Below are 14,730 nucleotides of genomic sequence, written 5' to 3' on the forward strand. Positions count from 1 at the left end.
CTGGCGACCGTGTTTTCCGCGGCGTTCTTCGTGACGGTGATCCGCACCTCGACGCCACTGTTGCTTGCGACGCTTGGCGGACTGATCGCGGACCTTTCGGGCGCGCTCAACGTCGCGCTTGAAGGTATAATGCTGGTCAGCTGCCTGACTGCGGTCGTCGTCTCGGTGTATGCCCCGTGGTACGTCGCGGTGATCGCGGCGTTGCTTGCCGGCGCTTTCCTCGGCAGCGTGATGGCCTTTTTTCATCTGCGTCTCAAGGCCGACATCGTGCTCGTCGGCTTCGCCATCAACATCTTCGCCTCCGGCGCTACGGTGTTTGCACTCACACTCGCCACCGGCGGAGACAAGGGCAGTTCGACCAACTTGATATCGAAGCCGGTGCCGGCGCTCGACCTCTCCTTCCTTGGCATGGTCCCCGGCGTGGGAGGCCTGCTTGTGAGAACTCTCTCCGGACATTCCGTGTTGTCCTGGCTTGCAGGTCTTCTCGTTTTTGTCTTGTGGTATTTTCTGTACCGGACGTCCTGGGGCTTACAGCTGCGGAGCGTCGGCGAACATCCGAGCGCGCTCGAGGCTGCAGGCGTTTCCGCCAATGCCCTCAGAGGTTGGAGTCTTGTGGCGTCCGGTGCGCTCGCCGGTCTCGCCGGAGCGCAGCTCTCGATGTTCAATTATGTCGGCTTCACCCGCGACATGACTGCGGGTCGTGGCTTCATCGCGCTCGGCGCTGTGCTGCTTGGTGCGCGTCACCCAGTCGGTGCGCTGCTCGCAGCGTTGCTCTTCGGTATGTTCGACGCGCTTTCGGTAGTCATGCCCGGCCTGTTCAACTGGATCCCGGCGGAGCTCATCCGAATGATCCCTTTCGTGGTGACTATCGTAGCGCTCATCCTGTTCAGTTATCGCATGAAGCTGACCTCCACGACCTTCGAACATTGATCTCGCCCGACAACCTGATTCCGATGTTGCCAACGAGGTGGTTATTCGGGCAAGCGCGATGGCGTCGGGCTTGATCTTTCCGACGTCGATCAGGAACTTGGACTGGCTGGGTCTTGGTTCACGCCAAGGCCCCAGCTATCATCGAACGTTACGGGTGGGTTCACTGAAAGCGCGAGCGACGGTATCCGCGCCTGTTTGAAACGAGGAAGCAGGGCTGGTTTTGCGCTCACGGGAAGGACACCGTCATAAACCTATGTTTGAACTCACTCTGGCCATTTCCTGGAGGCGGAACGTTCGAGCAGTAAATCAATTCCATGGCCGCAGCCCGAGCACGGGCGTGACGGCGGAGTTCAGCACGTGAGCCCATCCCTCGGGCTCGGCGCTGATCAAGATCGTAGCCTGCAGGTGCTGTGGGCCGACGGGGAATACGTCCTCTGTAGGACTGAACGCGGGGACACCGACGATGATCAGAGCGTGCTGGCCTTGCTGCCGACCGCCAAGCACTCGCCTTCGACCAGCCTCCAGCGCCTCGCGCACGAATACTCCCTGAAGGACGAACTGGACGAGACTTGGGCCGTGCGGCCGCTGCAGCTGGTGCACGAGCGTGGGCGGACGATGCTGCTTCTCAAGGACCCGGGTGGCGAGCCGCTGGCCCGGCTGTTCGATGGCCCCATGGATTTGAGCTCGTTCTTGAGCCTCGCGGTCGGCATCGCGAAGGCGTTGGGAAGCCTGCACGAATGCGGACTCGTCCATAAAGACATCAAGCCGGCCAACATCATGGTGGGATGTAACGATGGCCTGGTGCGGCTCACCGGATTCGGTCTTGCGTCGCGGCTGCCTCGCGAGCGGCCGGCGCCCGATGCGCCCGAGGCAATCGCTGGGACGCTTGCTTACATGGCTCCAGAGCAAACCGGGCGAATGAACCGATCAATCGATTCCCGCAGTGATCTGTACGCTTTCGGCGTCACCCTCTATCAGATGGTAACCGGCGCGCTGCCATTCGCCGCATCCGAACCCTTGGAATGGGTGCATTGCCATATTGCGAGAAGGCCGCTTGCCCCCTCGGAACGCACGCCGAATGTCCCGCCGCCGGTCTCGCAAATCATTATGAAGCTGCTCGCCAAAACGGCGGAGGAGCGCTACCAGACCGCCCTTGGCGTCGAGAATGATCTTCGGCGATGCCTTGTCGAGTGGGAACTTGTGCAGCGCATCGAGCCGTTTCCGCTCGCCAGGCAAGACTCGCCTGATCGCTTGTTGATCCCCGAAAAGTTGTACGGGAGGGGGCGCGAGGTCGAGACCCTTCTCACCGCTTTCGATCGGGTTGTTGGGAGCGGCAGGCCGGAACTTGTGCTGATTTCCGGATATTCGGGGATCGGCAAAACGTCAGTCGTCCATGAGCTTCACAAGGTGCTCGTTCCGCCCCGAGGCCTTTTCGCATTTGGAAAATTCGACCAGTACAAGCGCGATATCCCCTACGGGACGCTTGTCCAAGCCGTCCAGGGCCTTGTGCGGCCGCTTCTCGGGAAGAGCGAGGCCGAACTGGTTGCCTGGCGTCATGATCTTCTGGAGGCGCTGGGTCCTAATGGACGCCTGGTGGTTGATCTGGTGCCGGAGCTGAAGCTCATCATCGGCGGGCAACCGCCGGTGCTTGAGCTTGAGCCGCGACAGGCGCAAATCCGCTTTCAGCTCGTGTTCCGCCGCTTTATTGGCGTCTTTGCGAGGCCGGAGCATCCGCTTGCGCTTTTTCTGGACGATCTGCAGTGGCTCGACTTGGCGACGCTCGATCTCATCGAGGACATATTGATCCAACAGGACGTTCGGCATCTGATGCTGGTTGGCGCCTACCGCGACAACGAGGTGAGCCTCGCGCATCCGCTGATGCACAAGCTCAACGCCATCCGCAAGTCGGGCTCGGTGGTCAACGAGATCGTGCTTGCGCCGCTCGCCCCGGAAGATCTGGAGCGCCTGACCGGAGATTCTCTTCGCCACGAGCCGGAGCGCGTTCGACCGCTGGCGCAACTGATCCACGAGAAGACGGCCGGCAATCCATTCTTCGCCATTCAATTCACTTCCTCGCTCGCGGAAGAGGGGCTGCTCGCTTTCGACCACCGCGAGGCGCAATGGTCATGGGACATCGATCGCATTCACGCCAAGGGCTACACCGACAATGTCGTTGACCTCTTGTTGGAAAAATTGAGCCGGCTGCCGGTCGGAACCCAGAGAGCGTTGCAGAAGCTTGCCTGCTTGGGTGCCAGTGCTGAACTAGGTTTGCTGACTACGGTCTACGACACATCGATGGAGGACATTCACAGCGACCTCTGGGAAGCAGTTCGTGCGGGTCTCGTGCTCCGTTCGGAAGACGCCTACCGCTTCCTCCATGACCGTGTCCAGGAAGCTGCGTATTCGCTGATTCCCGAAGATTTGCGAGCGGCGGTCCATCTCAGGATTGGCAGGCTGCTTGCGGCCAACACGCCACCCCACAAGCGGGACGAGGTCATTTTCGAGATCGTCAATCAGCTCAACCGCGGCGCTGCCCTGATCACGGCTGAGGGCGAGCGTTTACAGCTGGCCGAATTGAACCTGATAGCCGGTAAGCGCGCCAAGGCGGCGACCGCTTACGCTTCAGCGTTGAACTACTTCGTCCTCGGCGGGACGCTTCTGCCCGTTGAGCCGTGGACGCGCTGCTATGACATCGCCTTTGCAATCGACATCAACAATGCCGAATGCGAGTTGCTGACCGGCAATCTGGCCGGTGCGGAGGAGCGGCTGTCGATGCTGCAACGGCGCGCTGCGAGCGTTCTGGACAGAGCTGCAACTACACGTATGCAGGTTCTTCTCCACATGCTGTCGGGGCGCCCGGATCGTGCCATTGAGGTGGGCCTCCAATATTTGCGCGAGGTTGGCATTGAGTGGTCCGCTGCCCCGACGGATGAGGAAGTCGGCGACGAGCTCGAGAGCATGTGGCGACGGCTCGAAGGCCGCAGTATCGAGGCGCTGTACGATTTGCCGCTAATGTCGGATCCGCAACGGCGCGCCACGATGGATGTGCTCCTCGAGCTTCTGTCGCCGGGCCTGTACGCCAATGAGAACCTAGAAAGCCTGCTCGTATTGCGGATGGTAAATCTGAGCATAGACCACGGCAATTGCGATGCGTCTGCCCATGCTTATGCGAGCCTCAACCTGGCACTTGGCGTCCGCTTCGGTGACTATGAATCGACGAAACGCTTCAGCCAGCTCAGCTTGGATCTAGTCGGGAAAGAGGGCTTTGAACGCTACAAGGTTCGTGTGCACTCGGCTTTCGGGGTGATGGTTCTACCCTGGATTCGGCCATTCCGTGACGCCCAGCCAGTGATCCGGCGTGCGTTTGAGATGGTTTTGGAAGCGGGCGAATTGACTTACGCCGGCTATTTGTACGACGCGACTGTCACGCAACTCCTATCGCTGGGTACGCCGCTTACGGAGGTACAGCGCACGGCCGAGCATGGCCTTCAATTCGCGCAAAAACTGGGTTTCGATGTAACCACCGCCGTCATTGTTGGCCAGTTGGGGATCATCAAGACGCTCAGAGGCCTCACGCCTGACTTCGGATCGTTTTCCGACGACCAATTTGACGAGAGCCGCTTCGAAAAATATCTGCTCGCCGACCGCTATCTGGCGCTGCCAGCATGTTGGTATTGGATCCGAAAACTCCAGGCTCTCGTTCTCTCCGGTCGCTATGATGAGGCCTTGGAAGCCGGCCGCCATGTGCAACAGTTTTTTTGGACGGATGGCCCGTTCATCGAAGCGGCTGAATACCATTTCTACGACGCGCTTGCGCGGGCTGCTGCATTTGATGACGCGACGCCGGTCGAACAGCGCGAGCATCTCATGGCGTTGGGCGAACATCACAAGAAGCTCGTGTTCTGGGCGGGGAATTGCCCCGAGAACTTCGAAAATCGAGCAGCCCTGGTCGAAGCGGAGATCGCTCGCCTGCAAGGTCGGGAACTGGAGGCCGAGCGGCTCTACGAACGCGCCGTGGGCTCGGCACGCGAGCAGGGTTTCATGCAGAACGAGGGGCTGGCCTACGAAGGGGCCGCCCGCTTTTATCGAGCGCGCGGCTTCGATGAGATATCGCATCTCTATTTTCGGAACGCCAGGCGCTGTTATTTGAACTGGGGCGCCGACGGCAAGGTGCGTCAGCTCGATCAACTCTACCCTCATCTCGGGGATGACGAGCGCTCGACGCCCAATCCCACAACAACGATCCAGGCACCCGTCGAGCACCTCGACCTCGCGACGGTGCTCAAGGTTTCGCAATCCGTGTCCGGCGAGATTATCCTGGAAAAGCTGCTCGACACGATCATGCGCACGGCCATCGAACAGGCCGGTGCGCAACGGGGAGTGCTGCTGATCTCGCGAGGAGCAGAGCAACGGATCGTCGTCGAGGCAATTACCGATGGAGATACAGTAACTGTCCAGTTGTTGGACGAGGCGATGTCACCGGACAGGCTGCCGGCCTCGGTTCTACGCTATGTCGAGCAAATGCGGGAAAGCGTGGTCATCGATCAGGCTAGGGCAGACAATCCATTCTCGGAAGATTCTTACTTCCGTGCAGTTCAGGCCTGTTCCGTCCTTTGCCTACCGTTGCTCAACCAATCCAAGCTCATCGGTGTGCTCTACCTGGAGAACAACCTTGCTCCCGGTGTGTTCGCGCCGACGCGAATTCCGGTGCTGAAGCTGCTTGCGTCGCAGGCAGCGATCTCGCTGGAAAACACGCGACTATATATGGACCTGACAGAGCGGGAGACGAAAATCAGGCGTTTGGTCGACGCCAATATCATTGGTATCTTTTTTTGGGACATCGAAGGCCGGATCACCGAGGCCAACGAGGCACTTCTGCGGATGGTGGGCTATGACCGTGACGATCTTGCCTCAGGTAACCTGCGATGGACGGACCTGACACCGGCCGAATGGCTTGATCGCGACCTGCAGCGGTTTGTGCCAGAACTGAAGATGGCGGGCAGCCTGCCACCCTTCGAGAAAGAGTACTTCCGGAAGGACGGAACCCGGTTGCCCGTTCTTATCGGTGTGGCGAGCTTCGAGGAGAGCGGCGGCGAGGGCGTTGCCTTCGTGCTCGATTTGACCGGCCTCAAGCGGGCGGAGGCTGAAGCGCGCGAGAACGAGCGGCGGTATCGAGAGATTCAGTCGCGGCTAGCCCGTGCCAACCGCGTCGCGACAATGGGTCAACTGACGGCCTCGATTGCGCACGAAGTCAATCAGCCGATCGCCGCGGCACTTACCAATGGCCAAGCCGCCTTGCGTTGGCTCAGCAAGCAGCCGCCCGATTTGATGGAAGTCCAGCAGGCACTGGAGCGCATCGTGAAGGACGGCACGCGAGCGGGCGAGATCATAGACAGGATGCGCGCGCTCTTCGGAAAGGCACCGCCGTCCAAGGCGGACCTGGACATCAATGAAGTGGTAGGAGAGATCGTCGCTCTCACCCAAGGCGAAGCGCTCAAGAACGGGGTCACAGTACGTGCGGAACTCGAAGGGGGCTTGCCGGTTGTTCGAGCGGACCGGGTTCAGCTCCAGCAAGTCGTCCTCAACCTGATCGCCAATGCGATCGAGGCGATGAGTGAGATTGAGGACAAAGCTCGCGATCTACACATCACCACCGCGCAGCATACGCCGGATGGCGTGATCGTTACGGTTCGCGACACTGGACCGGGCTTAACTCTGAAGAGTGCCGAGGACGTCTTCGAAGCTCTCTATACGACTAAGCCAACGGGCCTCGGGATGGGGCTTCCGATTTGTCGCACCATCATAGAGGCTCATGGCGGAAAAATGTGGGCAAGCGCAAACAAGCCGCGCGGCGCCATTTTCCAGTTCACCTTGCCGCAAATGGAAGAAGAATGAGCACCTTGAGCCAAATCACGGACCCCTTGCCAGCACGGCCGCACTAAAGTGCTCTTTGCCGTTTATGGGCGATCGACCGCCGAGGGGCTCTCAAGCTGCAGCCAGAAGGCTACATGGAGCGCTGCCATCATCGCGATCCACGTGCGGAATGCGAAGCTCCATGCGCTCCACGGCAATCCCAGAAGCGGAACTGACAGCCTTCGTGAGTTGTTGCCAATGACGCGCTCACCTCGGCTCTTCCCTCCATGGCCGCCAGTCAACGCCGATCGCTCAGCTCAGATGGAGTTCATTGCGGCTCGCCGCCGTGCGACGTCCAACATGCAGCTCGGCACTCCGACTGCCGTAGCCGGCTCCGAGCACCGTCTTGCCGCGGAACACCCAGTAAGCATGGCCGAGGTAGGCTATGATGATGGGAAGGATGATGAGCACGCCCGTGCCGACAAAACGCAGGGTCGCTGGATCTGAAGCGGCGCTCCACACGGTGGCATGGCGCGGCACAACATAGGGCCACAGGCTGACCGCGAGCCCGCCAAAGCCAAGCAGGAACAGCACAATCGTCAACACGAATGGCCGACCATCGTTGGAACCCCAAAGCGAGCGCCAGATCAGCACGATGGCGACCACCGCCGCCAGGGGCATGAGGGCCAGCGGCAGTATGCGCGGCCAGGCGAACCAGCGCTCCGCCACCTCAGGCACCGTAAAAGCCGTCCAGGCGCTAACCAGGGCCATGGAGGCCGCCGTCAGGATCACCGCCGCATGCCCGACCTCCCGGCCGAAGATCTGGGTCGGGCCATCCGTTTTCCAGATAAGCCAGCCCGCGCCGAGCAGCGCATAGCCGCCGACAAGGCCCACCGCGCAGAGCAACCCCAGGAACGTAGAGCAACTGAATGGTCCACCGGAAAACATCCCGCTCTCGACCGGTACTCCGCCAATGAAGCCCCCGAGCACGAGGCCTTGGGCCAACACCGCAAGAAGCGAGCCGGCGGCAAATGCATAATCCCAGCCTCGCCGGAATAGCCTGGCCTGAAAACGGAACTCGAAGGCAATGCCTCGAAAGATCAACGCGAAAAGCATGGTCATCAGAGGCAAGTAGAACGCAGGAAGAAGGACGTAGTAGGCGATAGGGAAAGCCGTCCAGAGAAGCGCCCCTCCGAAGACGAGCCAGGTTTCGGCCATCCCAAATCGGCGAGATGCTCTCCATCATCAGATCCCGGTCCTGCTCGCGCGGCGCGAGAAGAAACAGGAGGCCGATGCCGAGATCGAAGCCGTCCGCCAGGACATAGAGTCCGACCGCCCCGGCCGCCACCAGCGCGAAGATCAGCGGAAGATCCATGGTCATTCTCCCGCCAGCGACGGACTTTTGTTGAGGAAACCGCCCACCACAGTCGGGCCCGCCTGTTCAAGCCCGGGTCGCACCGCATTCGGGTGGACGCTTACGTCTTCCGGGCCGCGCATGACGATCCGCGCGCCGTACCAGAAGAAGGCGAGCAGCAGAAGGTTATAGACCACCACAAACAGCAGCAGCGAAACGACTACGGAACTCGCCGCGATAGGCGAGGCTGCATCCAGGGTGCGCAGATGGCCATAGACCACGTAGGGCTGGCGCCCTGTCTCAGTCACAGTCCAGCCAGCGATTACCGCGACGAATCCGAGCGGCGTCGTCGCCATGGCGGCGAGTTGGAACCAGCGGGTGGTGAACAGCCGCCCACGCCAGCGGAGGACCCCGCCCGTTATCGCCATCGCGAGGAGGAGCAGCCCGCAACCGACCATGATCCGAAATGCGAAGAAGACGAGCGGAACATAAGGCCGGTCAGCGGACGGCACTGCTTTCAGACCCTGAACGTGTCCGTTCCACGAATGGGTTAGATAGACGCTTGCAAAATGCGGAATGGCAATCGCGAAACGGTTCTTCTCCGCGGTCATGTCGGGCCAGGCCAACAAGGTAGCCGGCACGCCGTCGCCGGAGTCCCACAGGCCCTCCATCGCTGCGATTTTTGTGGGCTGATACTGAAGCGTATTGCGCCCCTGAGCGTCGCCGAGCGCAATCTGCAGAGGCGCCAGAACGATCGCCGCCCACAGCGCAAGTGAGAACGCCTTGCGCGACGCGGCAATATGTTGGTCACGCCAGAGATGATAGGCCGACACCCCCGCGACCACGAAACTGCCGGTCAGATAGCTTGCGCAGACCATATGCAGGAAACGATACGGGAACGATGGATTGAATACGGCCGCCCACCAGTCGACGACGTGAAGACGCCGCTGGCGTCGATCGAGTATCCGGCCGGGGTCTGCATCCAACTGTTCGAGGCCAGTATCCAGCTGGCGCTGAACAAGGTTCCCGATGCAACCATGAGGCAGGCAAAGAAGTGCATGCCACGGCCAACACGGTTCTCGCCGAACAACACGATGCCGATAAAGCCCGCCTCAAGGAAAAAGGCAGTCATCACCTCGTACATGAAGAAGGGGCCGAGCACATTGCTCACGGCGCGGGAGAAGCCGCTCCAGTTGGTGCCGATCTCATAGGAGAGCACCACACCGGTCACCACGCCCATACCAAATCCGAGCGCGAAAATGCGAATCCAGAACCGCATAAGGCTGCCGTAGACAGGATTCTGGGTCCGCCACCACATGAAGCTCAAGAAGGCCACGAAGGAAGCGATACCAATCGTGAAGGCGGGCCACAGAATGTGAAATCCGATGGTAAAGCCGAATTGAATACGCGACAGCGTCGTGGCGTCCATAGTCAACCCTCCTAGGCCTCCAAACGACGGATGCGCACCGGCACGGCCTTGTATGAGGGGGTGTGGCACTGCGGATCGCGGGCATAGAGCGGGACGAGCGGATTGGCCTCCGGGTAGTATGCGCCACAGCATCCGTCGGGCAGCCGGTAAGCAATCACCTTGAACCCGTCGACCCTGCGTGTGACGCCATCGGTGGAGATCGTTTCGAGTGCTACGGTATCCCCTGGCCTGACCCCCTGACGAGCCATTTCGCGGCCGTTCAGAAACACGACCATGCGCTGGTGGAATACGCCACGATAGCGGTCGGAGCGGCTGTAGAGCGTCGTGTTGTACTGATCGTGGCTGCGCATCGTGGTGAGCCAAAGCGCGGTCGGATCATCCTGGTGTGGATCCTCCTCAAGGCCCTCGAATACCGCAAACTCGGCCCTTCCTGACGAGGTCGCCCAAATCCGCTCTCGGGCAAGTGAAGTTAGGTGGAACCCACCGGGAATACGGACGCGAGCATTGTAACCCTGGAATATTGGGAAGACGCGTTCGATCGCGTCTCTGATCTTGTCGTAGTCAGCTGCGAAGTTCTCCCAAGGGACGGAAGAAGACTCACCCAGAACGGCGCGGGCGAGTCCTGCAACAATGGCGGTCTCGCTTCGCAGGTGTTCGGAGGCGGGCGCGTTTTGGCCCGCGGACGCATGCACCATGGACATGGAATCCTCGACCGTAATCGACTGCGGCCCGCTCGACTGGACATCGATTTCGCTGCGCGACAGGCAGGGCAGGATGAAAGCATCTTTGGCGTGCACCATGTGAGTGCGATTGAGTTTGGTGGAGATAGTCACAGTGAGATCGAGTCCGCGCAACGCGCGGTGCGCCGCCAAGGTGTCCGGCGCCGCCGCGGCGAGATTGCCGCCAAGCGCGATCAGTACCCTGGCTTCGCCGCGCAGCATCGCTTCAAGCGCAAGCACCGTATCATGCCCATTGGCGCGCGGCGGCTCGAAGCCAAACAGATCCCGGATGCGGTCGAGCATCTCGGCGGGTGGCTTTTCAGTGATGCCGACTGTCCGGTTTCCTTGCACGTTGGAATGACCCCGAACCGGACAGATGCCGGCACCTGGCCGGCCAATGTTGCCGCACAACAATGCGAGGTTGCAGATCTGGCGGACATTCTCAGTGCCCCGCCGGTGCTGGGTGATGCCCATCCCGTAAACAAGGATCGTCTTTTCCGACTTGAGGTAGGCGTCGGCGGCGATGTGCAGATCCGATCGGCTGAGGCCAGACTGGCGCTCGATCGCCTCCCAGGATGTTCTGCGAAGATCCGTCGCCAGAGCTTCAAATCCAACTGTATGTCCGTGAATGAAATCAGCATCGAGCACACGCGCCTCGTCGGCCGCAATCGCCGCATCATCAGCCTCGATACAGGCCTTCATGATACCCTTCAGTGCTGCAACGTCGCCGCCGACCCGAAGCTGAAACACGCGCGAGGAAATCGGAGTCGACGTCAACGTGGCCATTTCGATGGGGTTCTGGGGCGCCTGGAATCGCTCAAGCGCGCGTTCGCTGAAGGGATTGAAGCTGATGATGGTGCAGCCTCGACGCGAGGCATTGCGCAAGCTGGTCATCATGCGGGGGCTGTTCGTGCCCGGGTTTTGGCCGATGATTAGGATACAGTCCGCGAGATCGAAGTCATCGAGCAGCACCGTGCCCTTGCCAACCCCTATGCTTTGCGGCATGCCGACACTCGTCGCCTCATGGCACATGTTGGAACAATCGGGGAAGTTGTTGGTGCCCAAGGCGCGGCCGAAGAGCTGGAACAGAAACGCCGCCTCGTTCGACGCGCGGCCTGACGTGTAGAATTCCACGCTATTGGGATCGTCCGGGCCCCGCATGATTGCGCCGATACGGGCGAAGGCATTCTCCCAGGAAACGGGCAGGTATTTGTCTGAGGCCGCGTCGTAAGCCATCGGGTGCGTGAGCCGCCCGACCATCTCCAGGTCATAGTCGTCCCAAGTCTCCAGCTCGGAGACGGTATGCTCTGCGAAGAAATCAGGGGTGCAGCGCTTGGCTGTGCCCTCCCAGGCCAGCGCCTTGGCGCCGTTCTCGCAATACTGGATTGGCTCGGCTTGTTTCGGCTCAGGCCAGGCGCAGCCAGGGCAATCGAAGCCTTGAGGCTGGTTCATGCGCATGAGGGTGACGGCACCGCTCAGCAGTATTTCTTGCTTACTCAGTGCCTTAGCCGTGGCCTCCAATGCGCCCCAGCCGCCGGCCGGCGATCTATAGGGTCGAATCCTGGGTTTCGGCACGGGCGTCCTAGAGTGAAAGGCAGCATCGTCAACGTCGCGGGACGCGGAAGCATTGAGGCTGCACGTTCGGCGATGTTCGTCCTTTGGCAGCCCGGCGTCTCGCAGTCTCGAAGGGCCGCCATCGCAAAACCATAAGGAAGCCAGTTTCGACTGAGCAGTAAAACGAGGTAAATAATGGTATGGGTCTGTTATTCCGGCCCCCTGGTTGAGGCAGCAGAACGGAAAGTAAAATGAGGCCGCGTTTTCGCACGTGGCCGCCCTGATTAAGCTTGATTCCGGGCAGGGACGCGGTTGCCGCGGTTACGCACGCGGCAAGCAACTTGGACACAGAAGCCGCGCGTAGCCCGGCGTGGGACTTGCAAGCTTGAGGCGCGCGACGGGTATTCGTCAAGTCAGCAATGGACCTTGCATAGGTGTGCGGCAGACTTCTTCTCCGACCGCGACGGGTTGCTTGAGGCCCATTAGGGGGAGGGGAGCGACTGCTCAACCCAGTGGATCTCCTAGACGTCGATTCTGGTCAGTAGCTGCGTCCGAAAGGGTGCCCGTTTCATACCTCGGCATAATAGCGCGCAGGGCTTGCCTGTTGTTAGCTGATTGCCGTTGGAGCGGTTACGAACGGCTTCAGGGAGACAGCCATGCGAGCATATACGTCCTCGCAATTCAGTCACAACGATCCAGATGGGTCGGTGCCTCCGTATATGGACACTTGGCTGCTGTCATCGGTCGTTCATGATTTCAACAACCTGCTCACGCCGGTCGTGATTGCTCTGGAGGACTTGCAGCGCCGTCGCGCAGGCACGACGAGAGAACTCGGAAAGATCGATGCTGCGATCTATTGCGCGTTTCGCGCGAAAGTCCTCGCCCGGCAACTTCTCGAACTTGCGAATTCGCGACCGGCACGACCGGAGCCGACGGATATTGGCCAGTTGCTCGAGCAGTTTCAGGTCGTTCTTGCGAACGTCCTCTCGCCAAACGTCAAGCTGACCTTGCACGTCGCGCGCAGCCTTTCGCTGGCCCTCATCGACCGAATGCTCGTCGAACGCGCACTTCTCAGCCTTGTCCTGAACGCGCGCGATGCGATGCCTGCTGGCGGCGCTGTCACCATTTCTGCGGCTTTAGAGTTTCCGCCGTCAAGCAAACCTGGCTTGGTCCAGCGGATGATCCGCCTATCCGTCAGCGACAACGGCGTTGGGATGGATGACTGGACGCTCAAAATGGCTGGCCGGCCGAATTTTTCGACAAAGGCGAACGGAAGCGGCCTTGGGCTCGCCGTCGTAAGGCGGATCGTGGAGAGTTTGAACGGCGTGCTCTCAATAACCAGCACGCTCCGACATGGCACCACGATCGATCTTTGGCTGCCTGCCATCTCCGAAGATGCGAGCAACCGGGTTCACGCTGAACGGGAAGGAACACAATGATGAAAGTCTTTGCCATCCTGGCAAAATGCTCGGCGGCGCTTCGGGAGTTTGTGGCGCCGAGCTACAGGCCGGAGCTGCATTACCTGCGCGGCAAACGCCAAGGACAGCCACGGGCGATCTTGGTGGAATCAAAACGAGTGTCGCCGCTATTGCGCAATCCTCCGCGGTAGGCTTCCCCGAATTGATTTGCAGCAGTGAATCGAAGCTTTTCGCGGCTCGCAATCCTCTCAAGCCAGGTCCGATACCTGTCTGAGCCGCTTGAATGATGGCGGGCGCGGTGCTCGCCATCATTCGCTCACATCGCACCTCACCGCACCCCAAACGTTGTTCCATTGGAATGGTTCGAGCAAAGGCTCCCATGTTCGATAGGCACGAGTCCCGCCTCCAGGCTCAGCTTGCCATCGAATTTACCTCTTTTTACCTCGGCGCCGTCCACCCGCGTGTAGCTTGGGAGACATTCGATCACCGCTGAAGAGCAACCCGAGGCGATAAAGACGATGCCCTGTTCTTGCACCACCCTCACTCTCTCCGATGCGAAACGGATGCTGGCGGCGGGCGAAGCCGAAGCTGCAAGCTTCGGCATTGCCTACAACATAGCCGTCGTGGATCAGGGTGGCGCGCTTGTAGCATTTGCGCGTCAGGACGGTGCCCTGATCGGAAGCATCGATCTCGCCATCGGCAAGGCATTGACTGCCCGTCTGTTCGACAAGACCACCGCCTCTCTGAGCCAGCTGGCACAGCCCGGCGCGCCGCTCTTCGGCATACAGCAAAGCAATGGTGGGCGGGTCGTCATCTTCGGCGGTGGAGTTCCGGTGCGTGTCGCCGGTGAAATCATTGGTGCGGTGGGCGCGAGCGCCGGCACCGTCGAGCAGGACATTTCGGTCGCACAGGCGGCGGTCGCAGCAATTGCTCCAGCCAACGCGTGACTGGGAGACATTTGTGAAAAAGGTGCGCTTCGCTAAGTACCAGCAAAATAAGGAAGGCACACGATGTTTGATATAGTTGTCAACGGCTTGAGACACCAAGTCGACGTGGTGCCCGAGATGCCTTTGCTTTGGGTATTGCGCGATGAGCTTGGCATCACAGGTCCGAAGTACGGCTGCGGAATAGCCCAATGCGGCGCCTGCACGGTGCAAGTCGACGGAGCAGCCGTCCGCTCCTGTCAGGCGCGTATCGCCGATGTCGCGGGCAAGGAAATCACCACGATCGAAGCCGTCGGCAAGGGTAAGCTTCACCCGGTGCAGGAGGCCTGGATCGAGCATCAAGTGCCACAGTGCGGCTACTGCCAGGCCGGCCAGATTATCCAGGCGATCTCGTTGCTCGAATCGAAGCCCAAACCGACCGATGAGGATATCAACGAGATCATGTCGGGGAATCTCTGCCGCTGCGGCACCTATGAACGCATCCGCCTTGCGATCCACGCGGCCGCCGAAAAGATCGGAGGGAAGTGAG

At 60.4% G+C, this 14,730-nt stretch carries 9 protein-coding genes and 1 pseudogene; 5 read left to right on the forward strand and 5 right to left on the reverse strand.

What is annotated here, in order from left to right; all coding sequences use genetic code 11:
• Nucleotides 1-30: 30 nt before the first annotated feature.
• Both EN852_RS23770 and EN852_RS23775 read left to right on the forward strand, forming a co-directional pair.
• Nucleotides 31-930 carry an ABC transporter permease gene (locus EN852_RS23770; RefSeq protein ID WP_210238257.1) on the forward strand — a complete coding sequence of 300 codons (900 nt, stop codon included), beginning with the start codon at nt 31-33 and terminating at the stop codon, nt 928-930.
• Nucleotides 931-1,287: 357 nt separating this feature from the next.
• A complete protein-coding gene (locus EN852_RS23775) occupies nt 1,288-6,825 on the forward strand; it encodes a trifunctional serine/threonine-protein kinase/ATP-binding protein/sensor histidine kinase (RefSeq protein ID WP_246694365.1) in 5,538 nt (1,845 codons plus the stop codon).
• A gap of 270 nt (nt 6,826-7,095) precedes the next feature.
• Here the strand turns inward: EN852_RS23775 and EN852_RS23780 are convergent, their stop codons facing one another.
• The 5 genes and pseudogenes from EN852_RS23780 to EN852_RS23790 all read right to left on the reverse strand — a co-directional run bounded on the left by EN852_RS23780 (nt 7,096) and on the right by EN852_RS23790 (nt 11,860).
• Nucleotides 7,096-8,001: a cytochrome d ubiquinol oxidase subunit II gene (locus EN852_RS23780; protein ID WP_246694366.1), complete on the reverse strand. Its 906-nt coding sequence runs from the start codon at nt 7,999-8,001 to the stop codon at nt 7,096-7,098.
• A gap of 52 nt (nt 8,002-8,053) precedes the next feature.
• Nucleotides 8,054-8,164, reverse strand: a pseudogene (locus tag EN852_RS42470) (ubiquinol oxidase subunit II); the annotation flags it as partial.
• Nucleotides 8,161-9,102, reverse strand: coding sequence for a cytochrome ubiquinol oxidase subunit I (locus EN852_RS23785; protein WP_246694372.1), 942 nt, complete (start codon nt 9,100-9,102; stop codon nt 8,161-8,163). The pseudogene EN852_RS42470 and the gene EN852_RS23785, both read right to left, overlap by 4 nt.
• Nucleotides 8,994-9,566: a cytochrome ubiquinol oxidase subunit I gene (locus EN852_RS42475; protein ID WP_246694367.1), complete on the reverse strand. Its 573-nt coding sequence runs from the start codon at nt 9,564-9,566 to the stop codon at nt 8,994-8,996. The genes EN852_RS23785 and EN852_RS42475 overlap by 109 nt, the downstream gene beginning before the upstream one ends.
• 11 nt (nt 9,567-9,577) lie before the next feature.
• Nucleotides 9,578-11,860 carry an FdhF/YdeP family oxidoreductase gene (locus tag EN852_RS23790; RefSeq protein WP_127877496.1) on the reverse strand — a complete coding sequence of 761 codons (2,283 nt, stop codon included), beginning with the start codon at nt 11,858-11,860 and terminating at the stop codon, nt 9,578-9,580.
• A gap of 635 nt (nt 11,861-12,495) precedes the next feature.
• Between EN852_RS23790 and EN852_RS43220 the strand changes: the two genes are divergently transcribed.
• From EN852_RS43220 to EN852_RS23805, 3 genes are all read left to right on the forward strand, one after another.
• On the forward strand, nt 12,496-13,278 hold the full coding sequence (locus EN852_RS43220) for an ATP-binding protein (RefSeq protein ID WP_127877498.1): 783 nt from the start codon (nt 12,496-12,498) through the stop codon (nt 13,276-13,278).
• Between the two features lie 497 nt (nt 13,279-13,775).
• Nucleotides 13,776-14,204, forward strand: a complete 429-nt coding sequence (locus EN852_RS23800; protein ID WP_127877500.1) for a heme-binding protein — start codon at nt 13,776-13,778, stop codon at nt 14,202-14,204.
• 63 nt (nt 14,205-14,267) lie between these two features.
• Nucleotides 14,268-14,729 carry a (2Fe-2S)-binding protein gene (locus EN852_RS23805; RefSeq protein WP_127877502.1) on the forward strand — a complete coding sequence of 154 codons (462 nt, stop codon included), beginning with the start codon at nt 14,268-14,270 and terminating at the stop codon, nt 14,727-14,729.
• Nucleotide 14,730: the final 1 nt, after the last annotated feature.

This window comes from Mesorhizobium sp. M2E.F.Ca.ET.209.01.1.1 (assembly GCF_004010375.2).
GTDB lineage: Bacteria > Pseudomonadota > Alphaproteobacteria > Rhizobiales > Rhizobiaceae > Mesorhizobium.